Origin of the sequence: Paenarthrobacter sp. OM7, from assembly GCF_029873575.1 — a bacterium.
Classification (GTDB): Bacteria; Actinomycetota; Actinomycetes; order Actinomycetales; family Micrococcaceae; genus Arthrobacter.
On record NZ_CP123579.1, the window covers coordinates 433415 to 458606 of the forward strand.

31 protein-coding genes are annotated in these 25192 nt (G+C 63.8%); 18 read left to right on the forward strand and 13 right to left on the reverse strand.

The window, feature by feature from the left end; translation table 11 throughout:
• Positions 1-174: 174 nt before the first annotated feature.
• Positions 175-990, reverse strand: coding sequence for an IclR family transcriptional regulator (locus tag QEH68_RS02120; protein WP_089593360.1), 816 nt, complete (start codon positions 988-990; stop codon positions 175-177).
• Between the two features lie 48 nt (positions 991-1038).
• Here QEH68_RS02120 and QEH68_RS02125 point away from each other — a divergent pair, with 48 nt between their 5' ends.
• From QEH68_RS02125 to QEH68_RS02135, 3 genes are all read left to right on the forward strand, one after another.
• The gene (locus QEH68_RS02125) at positions 1039-2328 is read left to right on the forward strand and encodes an aromatic acid/H+ symport family MFS transporter (RefSeq protein WP_280626186.1); all 1290 of its coding nucleotides are present in this window, start codon (positions 1039-1041) and stop codon (positions 2326-2328) included.
• Positions 2321-3571 (forward strand): FAD-dependent oxidoreductase, encoded by a 1251-nt coding sequence (locus tag QEH68_RS02130; RefSeq protein WP_280626188.1) that lies wholly within the window; start codon positions 2321-2323, stop codon positions 3569-3571. Before QEH68_RS02125 ends, QEH68_RS02130 begins: the two co-directional genes overlap by 8 nt.
• A 78-nt stretch (positions 3572-3649) precedes the next feature.
• Entirely contained in the window at positions 3650-4759 is a 1110-nt protein-coding gene (locus QEH68_RS02135; RefSeq protein WP_280626190.1) for a DNA alkylation repair protein, read from the forward strand.
• Positions 4760-4781: 22 nt separating this feature from the next.
• Here QEH68_RS02135 and QEH68_RS02140 read toward each other — a convergent pair whose 3' ends face one another.
• Positions 4782-5609, reverse strand: coding sequence for a helix-turn-helix transcriptional regulator (locus tag QEH68_RS02140; RefSeq protein ID WP_280626192.1), 828 nt, complete (start codon positions 5607-5609; stop codon positions 4782-4784).
• An 85-nt stretch (positions 5610-5694) separates the two neighbouring features.
• Between QEH68_RS02140 and ilvD the strand changes: the two genes are divergently transcribed.
• On the forward strand, positions 5695-7557 hold the full coding sequence (ilvD, locus tag QEH68_RS02145) for a dihydroxy-acid dehydratase (RefSeq protein ID WP_207595965.1): 1863 nt from the start codon (positions 5695-5697) through the stop codon (positions 7555-7557).
• A 127-nt stretch (positions 7558-7684) separates the two neighbouring features.
• Here the strand turns inward: ilvD and hxlA are convergent, their stop codons facing one another.
• Positions 7685-8308: a 3-hexulose-6-phosphate synthase gene (gene hxlA, locus QEH68_RS02150; protein ID WP_207595966.1), complete on the reverse strand. Its 624-nt coding sequence runs from the start codon at positions 8306-8308 to the stop codon at positions 7685-7687.
• A gap of 59 nt (positions 8309-8367) precedes the next feature.
• Positions 8368-8883: a 6-phospho-3-hexuloisomerase gene (gene hxlB, locus QEH68_RS02155; RefSeq protein WP_280627953.1), complete on the reverse strand. Its 516-nt coding sequence runs from the start codon at positions 8881-8883 to the stop codon at positions 8368-8370.
• A gap of 218 nt (positions 8884-9101) precedes the next feature.
• Here hxlB and QEH68_RS02160 point away from each other — a divergent pair, with 218 nt between their 5' ends.
• Together QEH68_RS02160 and QEH68_RS02165 are read left to right on the forward strand one after the other, a co-directional pair.
• Positions 9102-10382, forward strand: coding sequence for a LuxR C-terminal-related transcriptional regulator (locus tag QEH68_RS02160; RefSeq protein ID WP_280626196.1), 1281 nt, complete (start codon positions 9102-9104; stop codon positions 10380-10382).
• Positions 10383-10565: 183 nt separating this feature from the next.
• Positions 10566-11303 carry a GAF and ANTAR domain-containing protein gene (locus QEH68_RS02165; protein WP_280626198.1) on the forward strand — a complete coding sequence of 246 codons (738 nt, stop codon included), beginning with the start codon at positions 10566-10568 and terminating at the stop codon, positions 11301-11303.
• Between the two features lie 37 nt (positions 11304-11340).
• Here the strand turns inward: QEH68_RS02165 and QEH68_RS02170 are convergent, their stop codons facing one another.
• Together QEH68_RS02170 and QEH68_RS02175 are read right to left on the reverse strand one after the other, a co-directional pair.
• Positions 11341-11625, reverse strand: coding sequence for a hypothetical protein (locus QEH68_RS02170; protein ID WP_280626200.1), 285 nt, complete (start codon positions 11623-11625; stop codon positions 11341-11343).
• A 38-nt stretch (positions 11626-11663) separates the two neighbouring features.
• The gene (locus QEH68_RS02175; RefSeq protein WP_280626202.1) at positions 11664-11885 is read right to left on the reverse strand and encodes a hypothetical protein; all 222 of its coding nucleotides are present in this window, start codon (positions 11883-11885) and stop codon (positions 11664-11666) included.
• A 208-nt stretch (positions 11886-12093) separates the two neighbouring features.
• Between QEH68_RS02175 and QEH68_RS02180 the strand changes: the two genes are divergently transcribed.
• Complete coding sequence (locus QEH68_RS02180; protein WP_280626204.1) at positions 12094-12474, forward strand: META domain-containing protein; 381 nt, start codon at positions 12094-12096, stop codon at positions 12472-12474.
• A 71-nt stretch (positions 12475-12545) separates the two neighbouring features.
• Here the strand turns inward: QEH68_RS02180 and QEH68_RS02185 are convergent, their stop codons facing one another.
• Both QEH68_RS02185 and QEH68_RS02190 read right to left on the reverse strand, forming a co-directional pair.
• Positions 12546-13850: an MFS transporter gene (locus tag QEH68_RS02185; RefSeq protein ID WP_280626205.1), complete on the reverse strand. Its 1305-nt coding sequence runs from the start codon at positions 13848-13850 to the stop codon at positions 12546-12548.
• A 74-nt stretch (positions 13851-13924) separates the two neighbouring features.
• Complete coding sequence (locus QEH68_RS02190; protein ID WP_280626207.1) at positions 13925-14089, reverse strand: hypothetical protein; 165 nt, start codon at positions 14087-14089, stop codon at positions 13925-13927.
• 198 nt (positions 14090-14287) lie between these two features.
• Here QEH68_RS02190 and QEH68_RS02195 point away from each other — a divergent pair, with 198 nt between their 5' ends.
• Genes QEH68_RS02195 through QEH68_RS02205 form a run of 3 tightly spaced genes read left to right on the forward strand, consistent with a single transcriptional unit; the run spans position 14288 to position 16721 of the window.
• Entirely contained in the window at positions 14288-15121 is an 834-nt protein-coding gene (locus QEH68_RS02195; protein WP_280626209.1) for a hypothetical protein, read from the forward strand.
• A complete protein-coding gene (locus QEH68_RS02200) occupies positions 15105-15854 on the forward strand; it encodes a 5-oxoprolinase subunit PxpA (RefSeq protein ID WP_280626210.1) in 750 nt (249 codons plus the stop codon). The genes QEH68_RS02195 and QEH68_RS02200 overlap by 17 nt, the downstream gene beginning before the upstream one ends.
• A gap of 54 nt (positions 15855-15908) precedes the next feature.
• A complete protein-coding gene (locus tag QEH68_RS02205; RefSeq protein WP_280626213.1) occupies positions 15909-16721 on the forward strand; it encodes a biotin-dependent carboxyltransferase family protein in 813 nt (270 codons plus the stop codon).
• Between the two features lie 35 nt (positions 16722-16756).
• Here the strand turns inward: QEH68_RS02205 and QEH68_RS02210 are convergent, their stop codons facing one another.
• Genes QEH68_RS02210 through QEH68_RS02220 form a run of 3 tightly spaced genes read right to left on the reverse strand, consistent with a single transcriptional unit; the run spans position 16757 to position 19463 of the window.
• A complete protein-coding gene (locus tag QEH68_RS02210; protein WP_280626215.1) occupies positions 16757-17578 on the reverse strand; it encodes an MBL fold metallo-hydrolase in 822 nt (273 codons plus the stop codon).
• Between the two features lie 14 nt (positions 17579-17592).
• Positions 17593-18021 carry a VOC family protein gene (locus QEH68_RS02215; RefSeq protein ID WP_280626218.1) on the reverse strand — a complete coding sequence of 143 codons (429 nt, stop codon included), beginning with the start codon at positions 18019-18021 and terminating at the stop codon, positions 17593-17595.
• A 50-nt stretch (positions 18022-18071) separates the two neighbouring features.
• The gene (locus QEH68_RS02220; protein ID WP_280626220.1) at positions 18072-19463 is read right to left on the reverse strand and encodes a DUF445 domain-containing protein; all 1392 of its coding nucleotides are present in this window, start codon (positions 19461-19463) and stop codon (positions 18072-18074) included.
• Positions 19464-19513: 50 nt separating this feature from the next.
• Here QEH68_RS02220 and QEH68_RS02225 point away from each other — a divergent pair, with 50 nt between their 5' ends.
• Genes QEH68_RS02225 through QEH68_RS02240 form a run of 4 tightly spaced genes read left to right on the forward strand, consistent with a single transcriptional unit; the run spans position 19514 to position 21944 of the window.
• Positions 19514-20401: a glycerophosphodiester phosphodiesterase family protein gene (locus QEH68_RS02225; protein WP_280626222.1), complete on the forward strand. Its 888-nt coding sequence runs from the start codon at positions 19514-19516 to the stop codon at positions 20399-20401.
• 36 nt (positions 20402-20437) lie between these two features.
• Positions 20438-20872: a hypothetical protein gene (locus tag QEH68_RS02230; RefSeq protein ID WP_280626224.1), complete on the forward strand. Its 435-nt coding sequence runs from the start codon at positions 20438-20440 to the stop codon at positions 20870-20872.
• The gene (locus tag QEH68_RS02235) at positions 20869-21636 is read left to right on the forward strand and encodes an AzlC family ABC transporter permease (RefSeq protein WP_280627954.1); all 768 of its coding nucleotides are present in this window, start codon (positions 20869-20871) and stop codon (positions 21634-21636) included. The genes QEH68_RS02230 and QEH68_RS02235 overlap by 4 nt, the downstream gene beginning before the upstream one ends.
• The gene (locus tag QEH68_RS02240) at positions 21633-21944 is read left to right on the forward strand and encodes an AzlD domain-containing protein (RefSeq protein ID WP_089593385.1); all 312 of its coding nucleotides are present in this window, start codon (positions 21633-21635) and stop codon (positions 21942-21944) included. The genes QEH68_RS02235 and QEH68_RS02240 overlap by 4 nt, the downstream gene beginning before the upstream one ends.
• Here QEH68_RS02240 and QEH68_RS02245 read toward each other — a convergent pair.
• On the reverse strand, positions 21941-22468 hold the full coding sequence (locus tag QEH68_RS02245; protein WP_280626227.1) for a DUF5684 domain-containing protein: 528 nt from the start codon (positions 22466-22468) through the stop codon (positions 21941-21943). The genes QEH68_RS02240 and QEH68_RS02245 overlap by 4 nt on opposite strands.
• Positions 22469-22551: 83 nt before the next feature.
• Complete coding sequence (locus QEH68_RS02250) at positions 22552-23181, reverse strand: TetR/AcrR family transcriptional regulator (RefSeq protein ID WP_207595983.1); 630 nt, start codon at positions 23179-23181, stop codon at positions 22552-22554.
• Positions 23182-23273: 92 nt separating this feature from the next.
• Between QEH68_RS02250 and QEH68_RS02255 the strand changes: the two genes are divergently transcribed.
• The 4 genes from QEH68_RS02255 to QEH68_RS02270 all read left to right on the forward strand — a co-directional run bounded on the left by QEH68_RS02255 (position 23274) and on the right by QEH68_RS02270 (position 25191).
• A complete protein-coding gene (locus QEH68_RS02255; protein WP_280626234.1) occupies positions 23274-23606 on the forward strand; it encodes a thiamine-binding protein in 333 nt (110 codons plus the stop codon).
• A 40-nt stretch (positions 23607-23646) separates the two neighbouring features.
• Entirely contained in the window at positions 23647-24318 is a 672-nt protein-coding gene (locus QEH68_RS02260) for an O-methyltransferase (RefSeq protein WP_280626236.1), read from the forward strand.
• Positions 24318-24818 carry a GNAT family N-acetyltransferase gene (locus tag QEH68_RS02265; protein WP_207595986.1) on the forward strand — a complete coding sequence of 167 codons (501 nt, stop codon included), beginning with the start codon at positions 24318-24320 and terminating at the stop codon, positions 24816-24818. Before QEH68_RS02260 ends, QEH68_RS02265 begins: the two co-directional genes overlap by 1 nt.
• A 100-nt stretch (positions 24819-24918) precedes the next feature.
• The gene (locus tag QEH68_RS02270; RefSeq protein WP_280626239.1) at positions 24919-25191 is read left to right on the forward strand and encodes a BatC protein; all 273 of its coding nucleotides are present in this window, start codon (positions 24919-24921) and stop codon (positions 25189-25191) included.
• Position 25192: the final 1 nt, after the last annotated feature.

Consider the following 25192-nt stretch of genomic DNA (forward strand, 5'->3'; position numbering starts at 1 on the left):
AGTTCGTTGGCGTAGTTCGACCCTAGGGATGCTTGAGCATCAGTCCGAGAATATTCTGCTGTACAGAATTAGTTCCTGCCTTGTGAGGCCTGCTCTGCACCCTTCGCGGGATTCTTTTCGCGCAGAGCGGGCCTCGCAAGGCGTGGGTGGAGGCTGCTTGACGTGATGCGCTGCTCAGTCGGTGGGGTTCGCCGCTATGTCTACCTCCAACTGCCGGCAGGTCTCGCGCATCGCGGTGACCAGGCCGGCGTCGAACACCTTACGGAACCGTGTGGCAGGCGTGGCGACGCTGAGCGCCCCCACCACCGAGCCATGCCCGTTATGCAGGGCCATGCCCAAGGCGCTGACACCCTCCTCGGTTCCCTCAAAATTGGCAGCAAACCCGTTGCTCCTGGTGGTTTCCAGTTCGCGGAGGAAGGCCGGGAATTCTTTGTCCGGGATGGTGTCTCCGCCGATCTCCGCGTTATGGCTTCGGAACAGTTGCTCGATCATCACGGGCTCCAGTTCTGCAAGCATCGCTTTTCCGCCGGAGGTCCTGTTTGCGGGCATGACGGTGCCTTGGCGGTCACCCACGCGCAGCACGTTGCTGCCCTCCACGGTGGACAGGAAACGGACCTTGGTACCCACGCGGACCATGAGGTTGACGGTCTCGTTGAGTTGACCGGAAAGAAGTTCCATGTGCGGCTGGGCGAGGTCGCGGAGCAGCCGCGTCCAGCTCAGGCCAGCGGGGCCGACACCCATCGCAGGGCCCGGAACGTAGCGGCGGTTCTCGTCCTGAACGGCGAATCCACGGTAAACCAGCATTGCCAAAAGGCGATGGGCCGTTGACGGGGCGACGCCCAACTCCGCGGCGGCGTCCTTGAGCCGGAGTGCGCCGCCATCCCGTAGCAACTGCAGGAGTTGGAGGGCGTTATCCACGGCCTCAATGGAGTAGGTAGGCCGTTTCTGTACCGGCTTACGGCTGGATGTGGAAGTCGGATTATTCTGCACAACAGAATTCTATGGTGCTCTATTGCCGATGGACAGGACAGTGGTGGGATGAATCACACACTTCCCGCTGCAGCGTCGCAACGGCCCACCGCCGGTATTGAGGGCCACACCCCGCGCTTTTCCAAAGGGTCGGCCCTGGCTGTCCTGGTCTGCTGGCTGCTGGTGGTCTTCGACGGCTATGACCTGATTGTCTACGGCACCGTGCAATCGTCCCTGATCTCCGACACCGGGTGGGGGCTCACCAAAGCAACGGCGGGCACCATCGGTTCCATGGCGTTCCTCGGCATGATGATCGGCGCCATCTTCGCCGGCCGCATGGCTGATTCCTGGGGCAGGCGCAAAACCATCCTCGGATGCGCGGTTCTGTTCTCTGTCTTCACTGTCCTCTGTGCCTTTGCTCCCAACGCCGCGATCTTCGGTGCCCTCCGGCTCCTGGCCGGAATTGGCCTGGGTGGTCTGGTGCCCTCAGCCAATGCACTGGTTGCCGAACTGGTCCCTGCAAAGTGGCGTTCCACCATTGCAACGTTAATGATGTCCGGGGTGCCGATCGGCGGGTCCATTGCTGCGCTGGTGGGGATTCCCATGATTCCAGCCTTCGGGTGGCAGGCAATGTTCCTGGTGGCCGTCCTGGCGCTGGTGATCGTCGTGCCACTGGGTATGAAGTACATCCCTGAGACACTACCGCCGGGCAAGGCCTCGGGGACCCCCCAGTTCCAGGGCCCCAAACCCGGCTTTGGATCCCTCCTGCGCGCGCCTTACCTCGGCGTCAGCGTACTGTTCGCCTTGGCCACCATCGCCACCCTTTTCGCCTGGTACGGCTTGGGAACCTGGCTGCCCAACCTCATGCAACTGGCCGGCTACAACCTCGGCTCGGCGCTGACGTTCGCACTGGCCCTGAATCTCGGAGCCGTTGCCGGATCGGTGATTACCGCGTGGGCCGGCACGCGCTTCGGCCCGATTCCGACGGCGATAGCGGCAGCCGCTGTGGCCGCCGTCGGGCTTCTGGTTCTCTTGACCGGGCCTTCAGTGGCCGTGGTGTACCTCGCCCTGGTGCTGGCCGGCGTCGGAACGCACGGCACGCAGTGCCTGATCATCGCCGCGGTAGCCAGCCACTATCCCGATCATCTGCGCGGAACCGCGCTTGGCTGGGCGCTGGGCACCGGCCGCATTGGCGCCGTCATCGCACCCCAGGTGGGTGGGCTCCTGCTGGCAGCCGGGCTGGGCGTCAACTCCAACTTCCTCGCGTTCGCCGGCGCCGCCGCCCTCGCAGCGGTCCTTCTGGCCGCCGTCGGACTCAACATCAAATCAAAGATCTCCCAAGGAGCAAACAATGTCTGAGTACACCACGTCCACTGATGTCCTGGTTGTGGGAGGGGGAATGGCCGGGCTGGCCGGCGCATTGGCCCTCCGCGAAAACGGTGCGAACGTCACGCTGGTGGAACGCGCACCCGAATTCGGCGAGGTGGGAGCCGGCCTGCAGATGGCGCCGAACGCCTCGCGGGTCCTGAAACGCTGGGGCCTGCTGGAGAAGGCGCTTGAGGTCGGCGTGCAGCCCAAGCACCTGGTATTCCGCGACGCGACCACCGGTGAAGAGCTCACGCGCCAGTCGCTGCGCGGCGAGTTTGAGGAACGCTATGGCGCCCCGTATTTGGTGATCCACCGCAGCGACCTGCACCGTGTGCTCCTGGAAGGATGCGAAGCGGCGGGCGTGAAACTGGTCAACGACGTCATGGTGGACAGCGTGGAAACCGTCAACGGCCGCGGCGTGGTGCACACAGCAGCCGGTGTGGACTATGAAGCAGATGTGGTGATCGGCGCCGACGGGCTGAAGTCCACGTTGCGGCCACTGGTGGCATCCGATGAGCCTGTCTCCTCCGCCTACGTTGCGTACCGCGGCACCGTCCCCATTACCCCTGAGACCCCGGCAGCCGACCTCGAGGACGTGGTGGTCTACCTCGGCCCCGACTGCCACTTGGTGCAGTACCCCCTGCGCAAGGGCGAACTGCTGAACACCGTGGCCGTCTTCAAATCGCCGTCATTTGAGCGCGGTGAAGAGCAGTATGGGGGAGTGGACGAGCTCCAGGCCGCCTACAAGGATTGTGTTCCCGCCGTGCAGGCAGCCCTCGCGAACCTCGGCACGGGCATTCGCTGGCCCATGTACGATCGCGATCCGATCGAAAACTGGATTGCCGGCCGCATGGTCCTGATGGGCGACGCCGCCCACCCCATGCTGCAGTACCTCGCCCAAGGCGCCTGCCAGGCACTCGAGGACGCCGCCGTGCTGCAGGACGTCAGCGCCGGCACGGTCTTCACAGCTGACGGCGTCAATCCGGATGCGTGGGATGAGGCAATTGCCGCGTTCAACACTGTCCGAGCAGCCCGCACTGCCCGCGTCCAGCGCACCGCCCGTGTGTGGGGCGAATCCTGGCACGTCGCCGGACTGGCCCGGACGCTGCGAAACCTGCTCTTCAAGAGCCGCAGGGACAACGATTTCCAGTACAACGACTGGCTCTACGGTCAAACCGGTGAAGGCTTGCCGGCACCGGAGGCGCCACGGGTTGCCAGCCAGCTGCCAGCCTGACGCTTGGCGCTTGTGCATGCCCGCTTTCGATGTCTCTCCCGTCGCCTACGATGACAACACCGGCGAAGGAGGAAATGTATGGGCACCATGGATGAGCTGATCAATTCCAAGGTGGTGACCGAGCTGCGGTCCCTCCTCATGAGCGCCGGTCCCGGCATTGAGCTGCCAACGCTGGAGCGCTCACATGGCGCCCTCGACGGGCAACGGCTCCGGCAGCGGGTGGATGTTGTGAGGGATGCCCTCCTTCAGGACTTACCGGCGGGATCCTCCGATGTTCAGAGGATCATGCTCGATGCTCTCGATGACCCCCGGTTTACGGGATGGATGGTCTGGCCGGCCACCGAAGTCGTGGCCGCCAGGGCGCTTCAATCGGGGTCGCTGACCGACTTTGACGCTGCGCTCACGGTCCTGGCCCGCCTTACTGGGAGGCTCACGGCAGAGTTCGCTATCCGCGACCTCATCGCTGCCCGGCCGGAACGTGCCCTGGCGACGATGCAAACCTGGACGAATCACCACGACGAACACGTCCGCCGCCTCGCAACGGAGGGCTCCCGCGCCTACCTGCCATGGGCTAGGCGGGTACCTTGGCTGGTGGCCAATCCCGCCGCGACGCAGGGAATCCTTGATGCCACCTATCTGGATCCCACCGACTATGTCCGACGCTCCGCAGCGAACCATCTCAACGACCTGAGCCGGATCGATCCCCAGCTGGTGCTGGCTACCGCGCTCCGTTGGTCAGGCAAACCTGATGACACCACACCCAAGGTGATACGGCATGGACTCAGGACCTTGGTTAAGCGAGGCAATCCGGAGGCGCTCGCCCTCCTGGGCTACACCGGCGGCCAGCTCGTCGTCAGGGAGCCCCAGCTCAGCCACACGGCAGTCGCCTGGGATGGAACTGTGGAATTTTCAGCCGAGGTAGTCAACCAAGGCCCCCAGCCCGCCAACGCAGCCATTGACTATTCCATCGGGTTCCAACGGGCCAACGGCACGGTCAGCGCCAAGACCTTTAAGCTCACGTCCCGCCGCATTCCTCCCGGCGAGACTGTCACTGTCACAAAAACGCACTCGTTCCGCCCCATAACAACCCGTTCCTATTACCCGGGGCAGCACTACGTTGTGGTCCAGGCAAACGGCGTCGCGTCGACGCCTGCGCACTTCGTCCTGGACAAGCAGGAGCTCAGCTGAACCGGGTGCCCGGCACCGTGCTTCAGATCCCCATCAACCGCTGCATCTGCTCCCCGGCATCGCTCCCGGGCGCGGGCGTGTAGACCACGATGTGCAGGTCCGGCCGGTCCGACGGCGAGACCTGGTGGTGTTCCAGATGCAACACGCCAACAGCAGGGTGGTGGAACTGGCGCTCACGGGATTCGAAGCCCAGGATGTCGTACCGGTCCCAGCTTTCCTGGAACTCCGCGCTGGCTTCCTTGAGTCGGCCTACCTGGTACTCCACATCGGGGTCACCCAACCGTTGGCCGGTTTCCGCCCTGAACTCCGCCAAAAAGCGCTTGCTGGTCACGTCCCAGTCGGGCAACAGGTCGCGGATGTAGGGATCGGTGAAGACGAGCCACAGGAGGTTCCGGTCCGAGGCATCGAACGTCCCGATGTTGGGGTAGAGCGCTTCGTACGCGCGATTCCATCCGGCGATTCCCCAGTCCGGGGACAAAGCGTAAGAAGGGTTCGGGTCCAAAGCGTCCAAGAGACGTTGCACATGTGCGGGAGCATCGGCGGCCACCGGGCCCTTCGGTGGAGTGGATGAATATCCACCCAGCGACAGTACATAGCCCAGCCCGGTGTCGGAGAGATGCAGCGCCCGTGCAATGGATTCCAGCACCTGGCGCGAGGGGCTGATGTCCCGCCCTTGCTCCAGCCAGGTGTACCAGGTGACACTGACGCCGGACAGGAAAGCGATCTCTTCCCGGCGCAGCCCGCGCTCGCGGGAACGTCCCACAGGCGGCAGGCCGTAGTCGGAACGAAGGGCTTGGTTGCGCCGCGTCCGGAGGAAGAGTCCCAGTTCCTTGCGTCTCTCATCTTTCACGGACCCAACACTATTACTCTGGTACTTTCACTACTAGTAGCAACACCGTCTTCCACCCGCTGTAGAACAACAGCAGGATGGTTTCATGCCTGCACTACGCTCAAGAACAGTTACCCACGGCCGCAACATGGCCGGCGCCCGCGCACTGCTGCGCGCCTCCGGCGTCGCCAACACCGACATCGGCAAGCCGATCATCGCCGTGGCCAACTCCTTCACCGAATTCGTCCCCGGCCACACCCACCTTGCCCCCGTGGGCCGGATCGTCTCCGATGCGATCCTCGCCGCGGGCGCTGTGCCGCGCGAATTCAACACCATCGCCGTGGATGACGGCATCGCCATGGGCCACTCCGGCATGCTGTACTCCCTGCCGTCCCGCGACCTGATCGCCGACTCCGTGGAGTACATGGTCAACGCCCACTGCGCCGATGCCTTGGTCTGCATCTCCAACTGCGACAAGATCACCCCGGGCATGCTCATGGCCGCCCTGCGTTTGAACATCCCCGTAGTGTTCGTCTCCGGCGGCCCGATGGAAGCCGGCCGGGTTACGCTGACCGACGGTTCCGTGCGCTCCCTGGACCTGGTGAACGCGATTGCCGACGCCGTGGACGAATCCATCTCCGATGAAGACATCAACCTCATCGAAGAGAACGCCTGCCCCACCTGTGGTTCGTGCTCCGGCATGTTCACCGCCAACTCCATGAACTGCCTCGCCGAGGCGATCGGCCTGGCCCTGCCGGGCAACGGCTCCGTACTGGCGACCCACACCGCGCGCAAGGCGCTGTACGAGAAAGCCGGCGCCACCGTCGTCGAGCTCGTCAAGCGCTATTACGACGGCGACGACGACTCGGTGCTGCCGCGTTCCATCGCTACCGCCGAGGCCTTCGATAACGCCATGGCCCTGGACATCTCCATGGGCGGTTCCACCAACACCATCCTGCACCTGCTGGCTGCAGCCCAGGAAGCGGGCGTGGAGTACGGCCTGGCCGAAATGGACGCCAAGTCCCGCCAAGTGCCGTGCCTGGCCAAGGTGGCGCCGAACGTCGCTGGGGACAAGACGTATTACATGGAAGATGTCCACCGCGCTGGCGGCATCCCCGCCCTGCTGGGCGAGCTGAACCGCGGCGGCCTCCTGCACAAGAATGTCCACTCGGTGCACTCCAATGATCTGGATGGCTGGCTGGACGACTGGGACATCCGCGGCGGCAAGGCCACCGAGGAAGCGCAAGCACTGTGGCACGCAGCCCCCGGTGGCGTCCGTTCCTCCACCGCTTTCTCGCAGTCGAACCAGTGGACCTCCCTGGATACCGACGCTGAGGGTGGTTGCATCCGATCCGTCGAGCACGCGTTCTCCAAGGACGGTGGCCTGGCTGTGCTGCGCGGCAACGTCGCAGTGGACGGCGCTGTGGTGAAGACCGCAGGCGTGGACGAGTCCATCTGGATCTTCGAAGGCCCCGCAGTTGTGTGCGAGTCACAGGACGAAGCCGTGGAGAAAATCCTGAACAAGACCATCAAGGAAGGCGACGTGGTGGTCATCCGCTACGAAGGCCCCAGGGGCGGCCCGGGCATGCAGGAAATGCTCTACCCAACCTCGTTCCTCAAGGGCCGCGGCCTGGGCAAAAAGTGCGCCCTCATCACGGACGGCCGCTTCTCCGGTGGCACCTCCGGCCTGTCGATCGGCCACATCTCACCGGAGGCTGCCTCCGGTGGCGCCATCGCCCTGGTGGAGGATGGCGACATCATCAGCATCGACATCACGCAGCGCTCCCTCCAGTTGCAGGTCTCCGACGAGATCCTGGCCGAACGCCGGGAAAAGCTTGAAGTGAACGGGGGCTACAAGCCGAAGGACCGCGAACGGCACGTCTCACCTGCGCTGCGCGCTTATGCCGCCATGGCACTGTCCGCGGACAAGGGCGCCGTCCGCGACGTCTCCCTGGTGGAGAACCTCTAGAGGTCCCGTAGCCAGCGAAAGCCGCCTGCCGCCGTCGTACTTCACTGCCGTACGACGGCGGCGCGGCGCCAGCACAAACGTCGACCTGCCCGGATGGGCAGGTCGACGTTTGCGGTAGAGGGCTGAACTAGTTGATGGCTGCCTTCAGTTCCTTGGCTGCCAGCTCGGGATCCGCGGCGCTGTAGATGGCGCTGCCTGCGACGGCGACATCGGCACCTGCCAGCTGGACTGCTGCGATGGTTCCAGCGTTCACGCCGCCGGCAACTGAGAACGGGACGCGTGCTTCCTCGCCGGCGTTGAGCAGGCTGCGCAGGTTGTATCCGGGCTGTGCCTGCTCATCCAGGCCTGCGTGGAACTCGACGAACGTGGCACCCAGCGCGCGGGCTTCCTTGGCGCGGGAAGCCTTGTCTGCCACACCAATCAGGTCCACAACGATGCCTTTGTTGTGGGCCTTTGCAGCCTTTACCGCGCCGGCAATGGTGGAATCGTCGGCCGTGCCCAGGACGGAAACCAGGTCCGCTCCGGCGTTGAACGCGATGTCGGCTTCAAGCTCGCCGGCATCCATGGTCTTCATGTCGGCGAAGACGATCTTGGTGGGGTGCGCTTCCTTGATGGCAGTGACAGCCGAGAGCCCGGCGGCCTTGATCAGCGGCGTGCCGAGTTCGATGATGTCCACGTGCTCGGCCACTTTGCCGGCCAGTTCAAGGGCGTCCTCGACGGTGAGGAGATCCAGTGCTACCTGAAGTTTCATGGGTTTTTCTTTCTTTCGGAGGGTTTGTTTTGGAACGGGCGGTGCAGGCTTGGGTCGGGCTACTCGAGGTTGGCGTGGCGCAGCCAGAGTTGTTCGGCAGGCTCGTCCGTGTTCTCCCAAAGGGTTTGGAACACTGCCTCGGTTGCGAGGAAAAGGGATTGCTCGAACAGGCTGCCGGAGTACTGGCGGGAAAGGCTGGAGCCATGATCGGTCTTCTGGGCGGCGGGAATAATCACCAACGCATCGGCCAATCCCGCCAGGGGTGATCCCGGGTTGGTGGTCACGGCAGCGACGTTTGCACCGGCGGCGATGGCTGTTTCGGCTGCCTTGACCACTCCGGACGTGGTCCCCGAGCCGGAGGCCAGCACAAGGAGGTCGCCGGCGGCGATGGCGGGTGTTGTGGTGTCCCCAGCGACGTGGACCGTCAGGCCCAGATGCATGAGGCGCATGGCTGCCATGCGGAGCACCAGCCCGCTGCGTCCGGCCCCGGCGAGGAAGACCCGTTCCGCCCTGCGGATTCTTTCGGCGAGGACTGCCAACTGACCAACGTCGATCGCGTTGGTGGTGCTCACTATCTCGCCCTGGATCAGGGACAGGTTGAGGGCGGCCTGGGCTGGTGTTTGGCTCAGGACGTGCTTTTCTGCGACAGCGTCCACACTTTCTCCTTCAGTTGCCGTGAATGTCTTCCGTTCCAGCTTGGTGCAGTTGATGGGTGGGCGGAACGCTGTTTTGTGACAGCTTTTCCTACCCCTTTGGGTAGTGCCCGCTCTTCACTGGAACGTATGCTGGGCCGATGCAGAACTGGGACCTCCTTCACGCCGTCAGCGACCTCGCTGCCGCGCCGCTGAACCGTATTGCCGAAAGCCTCCGCGGGGCCACGCTCCCGTTCCTGGCGGGCAGCGCCCTGGTCATCTTCACTGAGGACTGCACTGGCCGGCCCCAGAAAAAGGCGGGCGATGAGGGCATCGTCAGCCGTGTTTCCATCACAGAATTGGACCGGCTGAGGGCAGCGATGCCGGGGGAGGATCCGTGGCGCACTTCTGCGGTCATCGCGGGTAGGGAGCGGGAGGTTCTCGCCTTGGGCTACGCGCCCAGCCAAGCGCTGTTGGTCCTGACAGACCCCTCCATGACTGCCGGACTGGAAGGGTCGGACGGTTCGGAAGCGGAAGAGGAGGCTCTCCGTCTTCTCACCTACCTATGGCGATTAACCGCCCGACGCATCCATGAAAAAGTGACCGACGCGCCGCCGTCGTACCTTTTGGAATCGCGGGCCGCATCCGCTGAGCGGATCCGAGTGACGGCCGAGTTGGTAGACCAGCACTCCACCACCCTCGAAACCCTGCTCGCTGCCCTGCGGTCGACGTCAATGAACGACGCCGCGGCGCGCGCCTCCGTGACTGACCTCGCCGTCAAAGCCCTGGTGGATCTGCGCACACTCAGCGACCGCACCAGCGACCTGGTGGAAGAACCGGTAGCGACGGCTTTCGAGCGGCTGCGCGAGGACCTCCGGCCCCTGATGCACTTCAGCAATATCGACATCCAGTTCATCGAGCCACCCGCCAACGGTCGTGCACTCCCTGGCGAAGTGGCCCATGCCGCGCGTGCCGTTGTCCGCGGGCTGGTCCTGGCCATTGCGGAGCAACCGGACGTCCGGAGGGTCCGCGCGCAGTGGGATTGCGATGGCGGGAACCTGTTGATCAACGTCCGCGACGACGGCCTGGGCGCACTCTCGCCGGATTCGCCCAGCATTGCCCGGCTGCAACAGCGGGTGCAGGCCGTTGACGGGCGGATGTCCCTTGAAGTGATGCAGGGCTGGGGCGCGGACATTTCCGTCGTGCTGCCGCTGGATCCACCGCCAGCCCCCGGCGGCGATGTAGCCGTCTGGGATCTGGCACCACGCGAGCTGGAGGTCCTGCAGTTGCTCACCGCTGGGCAGCGGAACAGGAGCATCGCCGGTGCCCTCCACATCAGTGAAAACACAGTGAAGTTCCACATCCGGAATCTCTTCCGGAAACTCGACGTGCGTTCCAGGGCGGAGGCAATTGCCTTGGCGCACTCGGCAGGGCTGCGGTAATTGAATGTAGTTCGAAAGCGCCTGCGAGCTGGTTGCGTTGTCCGGGAATACCGGCTGATGCGCAAGATTTTGCTGCAAGCGCTCGACGGACGGAGGTACCCGCCGTCGACCGTTTCACTTTGGACACCGTGCCACTCGGGACAGCACGTGACGGGAGGCCCAACACTTCCTACGATTAGGCCTATGGAACCCAACGGGAGTGCCGAACACATCCGAAGCTTGCATGAGTTGGTGGTTGGCAGCTCGGACATCCACGCGATCCTCAACGGTGTGACCGGCTTCGCGGCCGATGCGATGAGCAAAGTTGCCGGTGAAAATATCGACTGCGCACTCACGCTGCGCCGCCGCAAGCGCACCGCCACCGTTGCGGGCAGCAGTGCGAGGGCGGTGCATCTGGACAAGATCGAACAGTCCCTGGGGCAGGGCCCCTGCCTGGAAGCGCTGGACGCGGGCCGTCCGGTGCTGCTGGCAGACGTTGCCACCGACACCAGTTGGCCGGAGTACAGCCGGGCCTTGGCTGCTGAGGGTATTCACTCCGCCTTGGGCGTACCCATGGACCTGGGCGAAACATCCCAGGCGGTCATTAACTTCTTTGCTCCCAACGCCGGTACTTTCACGCAGGCTGTGATCGACGAAGCTGCCGCTTTTACGGAGGTTACCGGCAGTACGTTGCGTCTGGCCATCAGGATCGAAACCGTGGAGCAACTCAACGCGGACCTGAAGACAGCAATGTCTTCCAGGACTGTTATCGACCTGGCCTGTGGGGTCATCATGGCCCAGAGCCGATGCACCCAGGACGAAGCCTTCGAGTTCCTGACCAAAGCTTCCAGCCACAGGAACCAGAAACTGCATGCCGTCGCATCGGACATCATCGCCCACTTGAGTGGCAGCACCGAAAACCACCTGCGGTTCGAGGACTAAACCGTGTTTGGTGAATGAAGCCAGCGGTACAACCCCATCAGCAGATCCACAATCTGCTCCCGCTCCCGCCGTCGGGCGTATTGTCTTGGAAGGGGATGGGGCCAGGCGCAGCAGGCGCAGTGGTACTTTCGAGGATCTTTTTCGTCCGGGGCCGGGCCACCAGCAACGCGGCGAAAGGTGCCAACAAGAGCAGGAGGGTCACCGCGCCAACCCCGGCCACACCGGCCAGGAACACCAATCCCGCCATGAACAAGAGGTGGATATCCGGTGCGTCGGTAAACGCAGGGGAGGCCGTCATGGCCATTCCGTTGGGTGACTTCACATCATGCTCCTGGGCGCATCCGTTGGGTGTTTTTCTGTCTACTGATATGTGGGCGGGTCAACGGAAATGTGATGCCGTTCCTGGAAGCGTTGTTGTTCAGTGGTAAGGATCTTCGGGCTGGCGCTGAATGCGAGGCAGCCCTTGTCAAGAATTTCTCCAAACGCCGCGTCACGTTTCCGCAGGTCAACGCACATATTGAGTGCCCATGTCGTTGAACCGCGGACTGCGCCGTTGCCCTTTTCGGCTGCGTTGCGGTTCACCGACGGAGTTGGCAGCGATGGGTGTGGCGGGTTCTGGGGCCCGCCCGGGGCGCCGTCGCTGCGTAAACCGGGCTAGTGCGGTCGGTCGTCTGAGTCGCGACCGGCCGCACGATCCGGTTATCAGCAGCATTGTGAGCGCCACCGGAAGCCCACCGCCAGCGGGTCCGGACTATGGTGCATGGTCCTGCAGTGAACCTAGACTGACCGCATGGCGCAGACCCAGACCCGCATTGTCCGCGTTGTTTCCCTGGCATTCTTGGCTGCTGCTTTCCTGGCGGGCTGCGTGGGAAGCGGCACCAGCCCGTTCGTCGGAGTCTGGGGTGATACCAGTGACGCCAAGCAGCCCTCCCTTGACATGAAGTCAGACGGAAGTGCCACCGGAACGGATGGTTGCAACAGGCTTGTCGGCTCCTGGAAAGAGGACGGAAAAACCGTATCGTTCGGAGGTTTTTCGTCTACTCGGATGGCTTGCCAAGGCGTTGACACATGGCTCTCGAACGCTGCCACCGCCAAGATCCAGGAAGACGGAAAACTGGCTGTTTTCGGCCAAGGCGGGGATCAGATCGGCACGCTGGCTGCCGGCAAGTAGCACGGGCTGGGAGCAGGCGCCTGCTGACGGTGTACCCGGCAGGGCGGTAGAGCAACGTGGTGGTGCCCACGCTACACAGCGTCTGGCTGGGTGTCTGCAGTCTCAGCATCGGAGCTACCCGACGTCAAGGGATGCTGGATCTCATCCGTCATCATGCGTGCCACGAAGAGGGCAACAAAGGCCATGATGGGGCACGCCAAACCACCGACGAAGAAGATCAGCCAGATCGGAACCACTTCCGCCATGGGGCCGGCGAGGGCCATGGAAACCGGCATCAGAGCCAGGGAAACAAAGAAGTCCAGGCTGGAAATCCGGCCCAGTAGATGCCGTGGCACGCGACGCTGCAGCAACGTTCCCCAGATGACGGTGCCGATCCCCTCTGTGACTCCGAAGATCAGCATGGCAGCGCCGAGCATCCAAAAGCTGTTCATGAACCCAATGGCCGCCACGGGCAGGCTGCCGAGGCCCCACGTCAGCACCATCACTGTCAGGTAGCGGCGGGGCAGACGAAAGGATGCGGTAGCCAGCGCGGCGATGGCGCTTCCTACGCCCATGATGGCCAGCAGGAACCCGAACATCCTCGAGTCGCCGCCCAATTGGTCCTGGACAACGAACGGCAGCAGGACCTCGATGGGTCCGATCAGGAACAGCACTGACAGGCAGGCCCAGATCAGGGTCCACAGCAGCCAAGGGGTGCGGATGGTGTAGCTGAACCCTTCCGCGAGGTCCTTGAAGAGGGACGACTTCGCTGGTGTCCCATCGGTACCAGCCGCGTCCGTTCCCAGAGTTTGCCGGCTCAGGAAGTTCACGATTCCGAACGCCAGCAAATGACACACGGCAACTCCCGCCACAGCGTGTGCCGGTGACAGCGCTGCCACCAGGATTCCGGCAAGTGCCGGGCCCGCTGCCTGTTGCAGGACCGGCCGCACGGTGCCCTCCAAGCCATTGGCGGCCAAGAGATCGTCGGCGGGCAGGATACGCGGCAGGATCGCCGAGTACGCCGGAAAGAAGAACGCCTGCCCCACACCCAGGACAAAGGCGCCGATGGCCAGATGCCACAGCTCAAGCACGTCAAGCATGGCCAGCGCCGTGATGGTCGCGATGACTGCCAGGTTGGCGCCTTCTACTGCAATAATCAGGAGCCGTTGAGGGAGCCTGTCGGCCGCAATGCCTCCGGCCAGCACGAAACCCACCAGGCCCAGGCTGGCAGCAGTGGCCACCAGTGACAGTTCCAACGGACCGCCGCCGAGGTGAATCACCTCGTAGACCATCGCCACTGCCCACATGCCCGATCCAAAAATGGAAATGGACAGCGCGGAAATCAGCACACGGAATTCCCGGTGCGCAAACGGACGCAGCGCTCTTAACGCAGCCATTTCACCAGCCTAGACCTGGGCGTTGGCGCTGTGGAAGGCGCGCCTGCCAATGGCGCGTGCGGTAGGAACCCGGGTTATGAAGCGCCCGACGGCGGCACGTCGTCGTCGATATCCGGGCCTTCCGCCGGATCCTGGCTGTGGATGCCGGTATCGTGCGAAACCCAGCCTTCGGTTTCACCCTCCGCCGGGGCGTCGGTGTGGTGTCGGATAACGTGGTCGTTCTTTTCCGAGGCGTTCATAACGGATACTTCCTGTCCTGGGTGGACTGCTTCCGTGAGTGCCCCCAGTCTACGCCGCGGGAGCTCTGCTGGGACGTCCGCTGTGCGCGGAATAGTATCCACATAGCACCCCGTGGAGGTCTCGCAGGTCAGGGGCGTGGCATAGGCTGAATCCAGCAGTTCCCAGTATGACGACCCAGCTGCCAAGGAGAGGTGAAGATGCCCAAGCGACCCAACCCGGCGGTGAAAATCGCCCAAGAGACAGCCCATAACGCAGTCTTTGATCAGGAAGGCAACACCAAGCCCGGCGTCCATAATGTCCTGCTGAAGGCTGTCGAGGTCCAGCGCCCCTTGGTGCTGGCCAACCTGCGCAGGCTGCAGCGCAGACACCCCCATGACACCCCGGCCCAACTCGCAGCGAAACTGGAGCGCCACTACTTGCTCGCCATCTCCGGTGGAGGTGCAGCGGTGGGTGCAACGGCCGTCGTTCCCGGCATCGGAACTGCAGCGTCCCTGGGACTTTCCGCGCTCGCCACCGTGGGCTTCCTGGAGACTACCGCCCTCTATGCGTCGTCCTTGGCGGAGCTCCACGGAATCCGGCTTACTGATCCCGTACGTGCGCAAACCATGGTCATGGCCATCATGCTGGGCGAGGAAGGCACGTCCATGCTCGGGGCACTGAGTGGCCAATCGCTCGGCCGCGGAAAGGGCGTAACCAACGCTTGGGGCAGGACCCTCACCAAGAAGATTCCGGGAAGCGGCTTTGGCGTCATCCGCGACTCCATCCAGCGGGCCTTCCTCAAGAACCTTGTGAAGCGCCAGGGGACCGCATTCCTGGGCCGTGCCCTGCCTTTCGGCGTGGGCGCTGTGGTGGGTGGTGCCGGCAACCTCATGATGGGCCGCGCCGTGGTCTCCACCGCCAAGGAAGCCTTCGGCCCCCTGCCGGATACCATCCCGGGTGAGTTGCTTCCCAATGCACCAAAGAATGGCGTCGCTCCCGAAGCGGCAGACACCCTCACGCTGGAAGGCGGTAACAGTGGACCTGAACGCTGACCTCGGGGAGTCCTTCGGCTCCTGGACCATGGGTGATGATGCCTCGATGTTCCGCATCGTGAGCAGTGCCAACGTGGCGTGTGGCTTCCACGCCGGTGATCCTCTCACCATGTTGGACAGCTGCCGGGCGGCGTTTGAACTGGATGTCCGAGTAGGAGCGCACGTGGGCTACCGGGACTTGGCGGGCTTCGGCCGGCGTTCCCTGGACATGACCTTCGACGAACTCTTCGGCGACGTTTTGTATCAACTCGGCGCCCTCGATGGAATGGCCCACGCTGTGGGAGCGTCGGTGGATTACGTGAAGCCGCATGGCGCGCTCTACAACCGGATTGTCCGTGATGCCGAGCAGGCCGAAGCCGTGGTCGCGGCCGTCCACGCTTACGATCCCGGGCTGCCCGTGCTTGGCTTGCCGGGCTCCGAATGGCTGAAGCTCGCAGAAGAATCCGGTCATCCAGTATTCCGCGAGGCGTTCGTGGACCGTGCCTATCTTCCGGACGGCACACTTGTACCCCGTAGCCAGGACGGCGCAGTGCTGCATGACCCCGCTGCGGTGGTGGCTCAGGCCGTAAGGCTGGCAACGCGCAAGGAAATCCTCGCCATCGACGGAACTGTTGTCCCAGTAGTGGCTGATTCCTTGTGCATTCACGGAGACACACCGGGGGCTGTCAATATGGCCGCTGCTGTCCGGGAAGGTCTTGAGCAGGCCGGTGTTCCGATAGAGGCGTTCGCTTAGGCCTGATGCTGTGTAGGCAACGTTCTGCTGGTTCGTGAAGGAGGAGTCTGCCGGATGAGTGCAGTGGTGGTGGTCCCCGGAACACTGACGCTTGCCCTCAAGCCCGATCAAGCCCTTGACCGGAGGTCCCTGCACCTGGCGAACGCCTTGCTGGGAAATCCTGAACATGAGGCCGGACTCGAAGTGCTGGTGGGCGGACTGAGGCTCAGGTTCGTGACGGGATCGGCTGTCGCAGTCACAGGCGCCGAGGGTGTGGTGACGCTCAACGGTTCAGAATTTCCGCTGAACAAAGCTGTCAGGGTAGCTCCCGGAGCGGTGTTGGATTTCGGGCCGGCGTTGTTTGGGATCCGTTATTACGTAGGGGTCCAAGGTGGTGTGTCGGCGCCCAGCCAGGCGCTGTCGGCCGGTGAGTACGTGACGTTCGGAAAGCCACACGGCCAGGGTTTCCCTGAGGCCAACCACCCCGCCCGGCGGGCACTGGACCCCGAGAGGCCGGTAGTTGCCAGGGTTTCGCGTGTGCCAGAGGGGCCGGATTACCCGCAGGCTCCGAATATCGACGCCGGCACGTGGCTTCGATTGACCACGGAACCGTGGACTCTCTCGCCGAAATCGGACCGCGTGGGTGCGCGATTGATGGGTCGGCCCCTTGAGGTTGTGCAAACGGCTCCAGCTGCCGAAACCCAAGCAGCCCATCCTCAACCGTTGGCCTTGGGCGCAGTGGTGCTGCCGCCGTCGGGCCTTCCCGTCATTGCGTTGGCCGGCCGTCCGGCAGCGGCCAAATCGCCGGTGATTGCTATGGTTCGCGACGAAGACCTGGACTTGGTGGGCCAAGCAAGGCCAGGGCAGATGGTGCACTTGCTCGGCTGAGAAAACGTGGTGTCGATTTTCTCAAGACCGGCATTTCATGAGAAATCTCTGCCCCGCCGTTTTTCGGCGAGCCGTTGCACCTGCCACCCATGCACGTCGGCCAGCCACTCCAAAGGCGCGGACGGGCCAACCCTCGGATCCTCGGACTCACGGTCATCTTGCAGCGCCTGCACGTAGGCGCGATCCAGGGCAATGCGTTCCCGCAACTGCCCGGCCAGGCCCACGGAACCGTGGCCAGGGACGACGGCAACAACATCGCCGGCCACGGAATCGAAGAGCCGCAGCGCTTCAAGGTAGTCAGTGAGCGGATCCGCTGCCTCGAGGTCGAGGAACGGCATCAGGATGTCGGACAGCATGTCGCCGCCTACCAGGACGCCGGCCCCCTCGATCAGGAGCGCTGCGTGGCCAGGGGCGTGGGCTTGATGCTCCAGAATGCGGACGGTGGGTCCGTCCCATGGGACCTTGACAGTGTCGGCAGGCAGTCCTGAAATGAGGCCGAGCAGTTCCATGGGGATCTCATCGGCATGCTCCGGAGGCAGCCCCTCGGCTACCTGTTCTTTCCAGTCAGCAGCGGCCAGGACCGACTGGATGGAGGCCGCGCAGCGTGCCGTGCCGTAGCGGGGCGGGTTGCCGAAGTCAGGATGCCAGAGCACATGGTCCCAGTCGGGGTGTGTGGAGAAGCCGGCCAGGACAGGCTGGCCCAACCCGCGGAGGTCGTCCGCGATGGCGGCCATTTCGTTGACCGTAATGCCGGGATCGATCAGCAGGACACCGTCCCGGCCCTGCACCACCGTGCAGTTGCTCTGGATGAATTCGCTCTCGTGAACCAAAACGCCCTCGGCGACGTGCTTCAGCATGGAAGCGCCTCCCTCTAGAGCTTCTGTGCCAGCATGACCAGGATCCCGCTCGGCCCGCGGAGGTAGGTGAGCTTGTAGGCGTCACCGTACGTGGCAACGCCGCGCAGAGGATGGCATCCGTGCTTGGCAGCGATCTCCAGGGCATAATCGATGTCGTCCACCGAGAAAGCAACCCGGTGCATGCCGATCTCGTTGGGAAGGGTGGGGTTTGTTTCGATCGCGTCAGGGTGGAGGTACTCAAAAAGCTCCAGTTGGCCGTTGCCATCCGGAGTTTGGAGCACCGCTATTTTGGCGTGGTTGCCGTCCAGCCCTACGGCCGTATCGGCCCACTCGCCGCTGACCGTGTCACGGCCCAACACTGTGAGGCCGAGATCCGTGAAAAAGGCGATGGTTTCTTCAAGATCCCGGACCGCGATACCAACGTTTTCAAGTTTGATCGGCATGCGTTGAAGGTACCAAGGCCCACGGGATAGCTCCAGAGGGCTGTCGCCAACTAGCCGAACAGCAGGTGCGCCACCGTAAAGATCGCGAGCCCGGCCAGGGCGCCCACCACGGTGCCGTTGATGCGGATGTACTGGAGGTCCTTGCCCACCTGCAGTTCGATCTTCTGGGACGTTTCCTCGGCATCCCAACGCGCCACGGTGTCAGAGATGACGCCTGCGATGTCCGAGCGGTACGTGTTCACCAAGTAGCCCGCCGCGTCTCCGATCCAGGTGTTGACCTTGCCGGCCAGTTCGGCGTCGTTGACCAGCCGGGTACCGAAATCACGGACGGCGCCCTTGAAGCGCTGGCTCAGTTCACTGTGCGGATCGTCGACGGCGTTGAGCAAGGCAGTCTTTACGGTTCCCCATGTGCGGGACGCCAGTTCGCGGACCTCGGGGTCGCCGAGGATCTGGGCTTTGATGGACTCCGCGCGCTCGATCATGGCGGGATCATGCTGAAGGTCCTGGGCCAGGTCCTTTAGGTAGGCATCGATCGACTGGCGCACCTGGTGGTTCTGGTCCGACTGAACAGCGCGGACAAATTTGGAGAGCTCCACGTACACCCTGTCGCCCACCAGGCCGTCCACGAACGTGGGCACCCAAAGGGGCGAGCGATCCGATACCAGCCGGTTGACCGTGGCGTGGTTGGCATCCACCCAGTCGGCGGCGCGGTCGACCAACAGGTCAACCAGGGTGTGGTGATGGCCGTCGGCAAAGATCCGTTCAGCCATTCGGCCCACGGGCGGCCCCCACGGCGGGGTGAGCAGGTGCTTACGGACCATTCCCTCGATGACTGCCTGTACGTCGTCGTCCTTCAGGACTGTGAAGGCGCCACGGATGATCGCGCCGCCTTCCTTGGCCACGCGTTCGGCTCCTCCCGGCGCCGACAACCAGGTGCCGGCCTTGCGGGCAATGTCGATGCTGGCCAACTTGTCCTGCACTACCTCTTGGGAGAGGAAGTTGCTCTCCACGAAGTCACTGAGTGATTCGCCGATCTGGTCCTTGCGCCGCGGAATGATGGCCGTGTGGGGAATTTTCAGGCCCATGGGGTACTTGAAGAGCGCGGTCACCGCGAACCAGTCGGCCAACGCGCCCACCATGCCGCCTTCGGCTGCCGCCCGGACGTATTCCAGCCACGGATACTGCTTCTGGAATGCGAAGGCCACCGTGAAGATCACCGCCATGGCGATCAGCAGCGCCAGCGCCAACCGTTTCATGCGGAGCAGCGCGACGGCCTTTTCCATGTCACCTGCTGAAAGGTCGACGGCGGCGCCCCGCCGTGCGCGAGCGGAACCGGCGCGAGCGGAGCCTGCGCTTGCGGAACCTGCGGAACCCGGCTGATGGGGCAGCGGGTTGGGGTTGGTGACGTCTTCAGTTGGGATTTGTTCAGAGTTCACCTGCATGAGCCCAGCGTAGCCCCCGCAGATGCACGGAGGTGGGCTACCGTGTCTGCATGACTAGCGACGACTTCGCCCCAGGCCGGCCCAAGGTCTACGCCCATCGCGGCGCGAGTGCAGCCTACGCCGAGCACACCAGGGCAGCCTATCTGCAGGCAATCGCCGACGGCGCCGACGGTGTGGAGTGCGATGTCCACCTGACGCGGGACCAGCACGTGGTGTTGCTGCACGATGCCAACCTGGACCGGACGTCCACCGGCACGGGTCCGGTTGCGGAGCACACCTTGGAGGAGCTCCGCTCCCTGGACTTCTCGTCGTGGAAGGGCGCACGCATTCCCGAGGCTTACGGGGGAGTGGCAGACCAGTTCCTGACCTTGCCGGAATTGCTGGACATCCTGCGCGGAGCCGGTCGTGAGATCGGTTTGGCGATTGAGCTCAAGCATCCCAGTCCATACCGCCTCAAGCTGGAGGACAGGGTGTTGGCCTTGCTGGAAGAGGAAGGCTGGACGCCGGAGGAATCCCGGCTGGAGAACATCCGGATCTCCTTCATGAGCTTCGATACCGATTCCGTCCAGCGTTTGCTGCAGAGCGTGCCAAAAGAGCACGTGTGCCAACTGGTGGACGACTTCACAGTGAAGGAGCTTCGGCAGGAACTCGGGCTGGGCTTCCTGACTGGCGGTGCGGTAGCCAACGTCATGCGTGCCACGCAGCTGGAAGCGGAACGTGTCCTGGACGCAGGCGAAGCATCTATTGCCGGACCGGGTATTGACTACATCAGGGAGCATGCGCGCAACGTGCAGCGCTGGTTGGACGCCGGGCGAATATTCCGAGTGTGGACTGTGGATTCGGAAAAGGACGTGGCACTGTGCCAGGGACTTGGAATCCACGAGATCACCACCAACAAGCCGGCACAGGTCCTGAAGCAGTTGATGGTAACCAGCTGACTTTGGCGGCCACCCCGCTTGTGATTGAGTGGTCTCATGTCATTTCGCTGGTCAGCACAAGCAACCCGAACCACGTCCGCAGTAGCCTTGAGCGCACTGCTCCTGGCCAGCGCCGCAAAGCACTTCCGCACGCCTAAGTTCTACTACCCGGTGGTGCCGGACTACCTATGCCGCAACGACGAGCCGGCCGGCCGCCCGAATGGACCGCTGGCAGTCATGTCCCGGGAGGAATGGGTTGCCTCGTCCGGACTGATCGAGGCGGCTGCCGCCGTCGGGCTTCTGATCCCAGCCACGCGAAAGGTTGCCGCGGACGCCACCACGGCGATGTTCGCTGCATTCCTTGCTGGGCATATAGATGCACTTCGCCGAGCCTATGGTCCCAACGGCACGGCAGCCGAGCGCCGCATCCATACTGTCCGCCTGCCCCTGCAGATTCCGCTGATCCTGTGGTCATGGAGCTTGCGGAAATGAGCGGCAGTGCTGCTCCCGTGAAGCTGAGGGAATCGCCGGCTTTCAAGGTCGCTGTGTCCCTGAGTATCGCCACGGGCCTCTATGGAGTGTCCTTTGGAGCCCTCTCCGTAGCGTCGGGTTTCGATTTCTGGCAGACCATGGTGTTGAGCCTTTTACTGTTCAGCGGCGGATCGCAGTTCGCCTTCATTGGTGTTGTGGCAGGCGGAGGCTCCGGGGTGGCGGCCATGACGGCCAGCGCCCTGTTGGGGTTGCGCAACGGCATCTACGGCATGCAGATCAACGCGATACTCCGTCCTGGCGGATGGAAACGTTATGCTTCGGCGCACATCACCATCGACGAATCGACGGCGACGGCGTCGGGCCAGTCCGATCCCGACGAGCAGCGCCGGGGGTTCTGGACTGCCGGAATCGGTATATTCATACTCTGGAATATCTTCACGGCCATCGGCGCCTTGGCAGGGGACGCAATGGGCGACCCCAAACAGTGGGGTTTGGACGGGGCCGCGGTCGCTGCTTTCCTGGCCCTCCTGTGGCCGCGGTTGAAAGGCCGTGAGCCCTGGGCCATCGCTGCTGCCTGCGCACTGGCGACCATCCTGGCCGTGCCCTTCGTTCCCTCGGGTGTTCCCATCCTGGTGGCGGCCGTAGTGGCAGGTGTCATCGGCTGGTTCAGCCACGCACGACTGGACGAGGGACTGGAGCCGGACGTGGATCCCTATGCGGAGAAACACCGGCACGGGAAGCCTGCGAACGGGGACACGCAGTGAACCTGTGGCTATGGATCCTGATCGCCTGTGCGCTGGCCTACCTCACCAAGCTGGTGGGCTACTTCGTCCCGGCCAAGCTGCTGGAGAGCCCCCGCATCATGCACGTGGCCGGCACCATGACCATTGGCCTGCTGGCCTCCTTGACGGTGGTCAACGCCGTTGCCTCCGGACAGGGACTGGTCCTTGATGCCCGCATCGGCGCCCTGGCAGCCGCCGCCGTCGCGCTGTGGCTTCGCGCACCGTTCCTGGTGGTGGTGATTTCGGGCGCCGCGGCCGCGGCACTCCTCAGGCTGCTCGGCTGGGGCTAGCGGTACTGCTGGCCATTGGGCTGCTGGACCGGCGGCTGTGGATAACCCTGCTGGAACGGCGGCTGCGCATAGCCCTGCTGGAACGGCGGGGCATAGCCCTGCGGGTAGGCCACGAATTGCCGCCCGGCCGCCGGACCCAGGTAGGGAGCGGAGCCGTAGGAGAGCATCGGCACGAAGACCACAGGCAACAGGACCAATCCAACGGTGTAGCCGGCGTCCTTGCCGAATGACTTGGAGAGGTCGTGGAGGGCCACGATGCTGAAGTAGATTCCTGCGAACGGGATCAAGGTCAGCAAGAACCAGTACCAGGGGCGCCCGGCGATCTCCATGAGCTTGATGCTGTTGTAGATCGGGACGAAAGCTGCCCACGCAGGGCGGCCTGCCTTGGTGAACATTCCCATGTAGAGCACACCAACGATCGCAAAGACCACTGCGAAGTAAATGACCATAAGCAGCATGACCAGGCCGGCTGCCGCGGCGGATTCTGAACCGTTGGATGAGTATGAGCTCAGGGGAATATTCATACGCCCGAGCCTAGTGCCACGCGGGCTGTCCCGCGATGGGCAGGACTCACCATCAAGCCGGTATGTTGCCGTTGACAGCCCGGCTAGGGAGCCTCGGTCAGGGTCACGCCTGGGATGCCGGACTGTTCCGGAAGCGGCCGGGACGGGCGCTCGGTCCGGATGGCGTCTTCGATCAAGGCCACCGGGCGCTTCCACGCCGCAGAGCCCGGTTCCATGGTGTCCACGGCGCCAATCAGCATGGCCACCAACCGGACCATGTCCTCGATGGTGATGTCGCGCCGCAGGGAACCCTGGCCTTGGCCCCGCTCAAGGAGTGTGGCCATGGAGCCGATGATGCCGCGGGTAATGCCTATCAGGAGTCCGCGCCGGCCTGCGACAGCGTCAAGGAGGTTCGCGTCTTCGCTGGCTACCTGCATCACGGCATCGATGACGTTGATGAGGCCCTCAGCGGCGTCCATGCCGTCCAGCGCCGCCGCGGCGACGGGGTCTACGTGCTGGCGCAGCTGGCGTGATAACGCGGCGAGGACCAGTTGCTCTTTGTCCGAGAAGTTGCGGAACAGTGTTGCGGGGCCAACTCCGGCGGTGGCGGCAATGGTCTGCAGTGGTACTTCGGGCCCGTGTTCCCGGAAGCATTGCCGGGCGGCGGTGATAATTTTGTCGACATTGCGTGCGGCGTCTGCCCTGAGGGGCTTGCGTTCAGAGGGCTGTTCCATGCTTGTCAGGGTAGCAACGGAGCGCCCCTGGCCCGTTGTTACGCGGGAGTAGCCCGTTATATGACAAACCAGTACGTGAAACACTGGATTTTATGTTGCTTGCTTTCTCAGTCGCCCCTTCGGGCCAGCCCGCATCCGCCGCCAACGGCGGACCCAACCCCGACGCTTCCGTGCACGACGCTGTCGCTGCCGCCGTCAAGATCGTCCGCGAATCCGGACTGCCCAACCAGACGGACTCCATGTTCACCACCATCGAAGGCGAATGGGACGAGGTCTTCGACGTCGTCAAGCGCGCCACCGAAGCTGTGGGCCGCTACGGCAGCCGCGTCTCCCTGGTGATCAAGGCCGACATCCGGCCCGGTTACAGCGGCGAACTGACCGGCAAGGTGGAGCGACTCGAAGAGGCGATCTCCGCCACGGACTAGATCCTTCCCCAGCGCGGCCACCGGTGCCAGACTGGGGCCCATGATTGAACATGTGGCCGAACCCGGTTGGGTCGACGTCGAGCGTTACCTGACTGACGTCGTCGTGCGACCTGATCCTGCCCACCAGCGGGCCCTGGCGTCCGCCGTCGAAGCCGGCATGCCGGCGATTGAAGTAGCCCCCAACGCCGGCAAGTTGCTCCGGATGCTGGTTCAGATGTCGGGGGCCAGGCGGGTCCTTGAGATCGGAACCTTGGCAGGTTTCAGCAGTATGTGGATGGCACAGGGACTGCCCGACGACGGGCGGCTGGTGACGTGCGAATTCCTCCAAAAGCACGCGGACGTGGCGCGCGCCAACCTTGATGCTGCCGGGGTGGGGCACAAAGTGGACATCCGGGTGGGTGCTGCCCTGGATACCCTTCCCACCCTGGCGGGGGAGGAATCGTTCGATTTTGTTTTCATCGATGCGGACAAGGAAAACGACTCCCATTACCTCGATTGGGCTATCCGGCTGGGGCGCCCGGGCACGGTCATCGTGGTGGACAACGTCATCTGGGACGGTGCCATCCTTGAGCCGGAAAGGGACGAGGTCAACGCGCCTGGCATCGTCAGGATGCTGGAGATGATGGGCCAGGATCCGCGCCTGGACGCCACTGCCATCCAGACGGTGGGCAGTAAGGGCTGGGACGGTTTCGCGATAGCGCGGGTGCGCTAGTGGATTTCACGCTTCGCCCCGCTCTGGTGGACGACGCCGAAGCGATGGCCCTCATGCATGTCCAGTCGTGGCGCGAAAGCTACGGGCACCTGTTGCCCCCGGTGTTTTTCGAGAAACAGGAAGCGGCGCTGCCCGACCGCATCCAGCGCTACCGGGACTACATCGCTGCGGGTCACTCCAGGATGCTGGCCCACGATCCCGACGGTCTCCTGGTAGGCATCGGCGCCGCAGGGCCGGGCAGGGATGAGGACAGTCCCAGCGGGCGGGAGCTTTTTATGCTCTACACCTTGGAACGCGTTCATGGCCGGGGGGTTGGCCAGGCATTAGTGGATGCCTTGATTGGCGATGGCCCGGCGTACCTCTGGGTCCTGGACCACAACCCGCGCGCCCAGGCCTTCTATCGGCGAAACGGCTTTGTTCCGGACGGCAAACGGCAACTGTGCGATCCCTCCTGGTATTCGCTGCCGGAACATCGCATGGTTCGTCCGGGGCTCTACTAAGTTCCCACCGCGCGAGCTGTTCCCACGGCAGACTCCTGTGGATATGGTGATCACGGGCGGTATCGATGAAGACCGCCCGGTCCGATTCCCGGGAGGAAGCATGTCTATTCCAGAGCAGGATCCAAGCCAGCAGGAAGGCCCCGCTGACGGTGGCGCGGACGGCGTCCCCGGCACGCACGACGGCGGTGCTGACGGTGGTGCCGACGGCGGCGCGGACGGTGGTGCGGAAGGCCCCGCTGACGGTGGTGCGGACGGCGTCCCCGGCACGCACGACGGCGGTGCTGACGGTGGTGCCGACGGCGGCGCGGACGGTGGTGCGGAAGGCCCCGCTGACGGTGGTGCCGACGGCGGCGCCGGACAACAGGGCAGCTAGG

Excerpts from the sequence above, each read along its gene's own strand:
- QEH68_RS02160 (WP_280626196.1), top strand. The coding sequence starts at position 9,102 with ATGCAGAACTGGGACCTCCTTCACGCCGTCAGCGACCTCGCTGCCGCG.
- QEH68_RS02255 (WP_280626234.1), top strand. The coding sequence starts at position 23,274 with ATGTTGCTTGCTTTCTCAGTCGCCCCTTCGGGCCAGCCCGCATCCGCC.
- hxlA (WP_207595966.1), bottom strand. The coding sequence starts at position 8,308 with ATGAAACTTCAGGTAGCACTGGATCTCCTCACCGTCGAGGACGCCCTT.
- QEH68_RS02220 (WP_280626220.1), bottom strand. The coding sequence starts at position 19,463 with ATGCAGGTGAACTCTGAACAAATCCCAACTGAAGACGTCACCAACCCC.
- QEH68_RS02180 (WP_280626204.1), top strand. The coding sequence starts at position 12,094 with ATGGCGCAGACCCAGACCCGCATTGTCCGCGTTGTTTCCCTGGCATTC.
- QEH68_RS02235 (WP_280627954.1), top strand. The coding sequence starts at position 20,869 with ATGAGCGGCAGTGCTGCTCCCGTGAAGCTGAGGGAATCGCCGGCTTTC.
- QEH68_RS02210 (WP_280626215.1), bottom strand. The coding sequence starts at position 17,578 with ATGCTGAAGCACGTCGCCGAGGGCGTTTTGGTTCACGAGAGCGAATTC.
- QEH68_RS02270 (WP_280626239.1), top strand. The coding sequence starts at position 24,919 with ATGTCTATTCCAGAGCAGGATCCAAGCCAGCAGGAAGGCCCCGCTGAC.
- ilvD (WP_207595965.1), top strand. The coding sequence starts at position 5,695 with ATGCCTGCACTACGCTCAAGAACAGTTACCCACGGCCGCAACATGGCC.
- QEH68_RS02185 (WP_280626205.1), bottom strand. The coding sequence starts at position 13,850 with ATGGCTGCGTTAAGAGCGCTGCGTCCGTTTGCGCACCGGGAATTCCGT.
- QEH68_RS02250 (WP_207595983.1), bottom strand. The coding sequence starts at position 23,181 with ATGGAACAGCCCTCTGAACGCAAGCCCCTCAGGGCAGACGCCGCACGC.
- QEH68_RS02190 (WP_280626207.1), bottom strand. The coding sequence starts at position 14,089 with ATGAACGCCTCGGAAAAGAACGACCACGTTATCCGACACCACACCGAC.
- QEH68_RS02245 (WP_280626227.1), bottom strand. The coding sequence starts at position 22,468 with ATGAATATTCCCCTGAGCTCATACTCATCCAACGGTTCAGAATCCGCC.
- QEH68_RS02205 (WP_280626213.1), top strand. The coding sequence starts at position 15,909 with ATGAGTGCAGTGGTGGTGGTCCCCGGAACACTGACGCTTGCCCTCAAG.
- QEH68_RS02260 (WP_280626236.1), top strand. The coding sequence starts at position 23,647 with ATGATTGAACATGTGGCCGAACCCGGTTGGGTCGACGTCGAGCGTTAC.
- QEH68_RS02165 (WP_280626198.1), top strand. The coding sequence starts at position 10,566 with ATGGAACCCAACGGGAGTGCCGAACACATCCGAAGCTTGCATGAGTTG.
- QEH68_RS02230 (WP_280626224.1), top strand. The coding sequence starts at position 20,438 with ATGTCATTTCGCTGGTCAGCACAAGCAACCCGAACCACGTCCGCAGTA.
- QEH68_RS02130 (WP_280626188.1), top strand. The coding sequence starts at position 2,321 with ATGTCTGAGTACACCACGTCCACTGATGTCCTGGTTGTGGGAGGGGGA.
- QEH68_RS02125 (WP_280626186.1), top strand. The coding sequence starts at position 1,039 with ATGAATCACACACTTCCCGCTGCAGCGTCGCAACGGCCCACCGCCGGT.
- QEH68_RS02215 (WP_280626218.1), bottom strand. The coding sequence starts at position 18,021 with ATGCCGATCAAACTTGAAAACGTTGGTATCGCGGTCCGGGATCTTGAA.
- QEH68_RS02135 (WP_280626190.1), top strand. The coding sequence starts at position 3,650 with ATGGGCACCATGGATGAGCTGATCAATTCCAAGGTGGTGACCGAGCTG.
- QEH68_RS02225 (WP_280626222.1), top strand. The coding sequence starts at position 19,514 with ATGACTAGCGACGACTTCGCCCCAGGCCGGCCCAAGGTCTACGCCCAT.
- QEH68_RS02195 (WP_280626209.1), top strand. The coding sequence starts at position 14,288 with ATGCCCAAGCGACCCAACCCGGCGGTGAAAATCGCCCAAGAGACAGCC.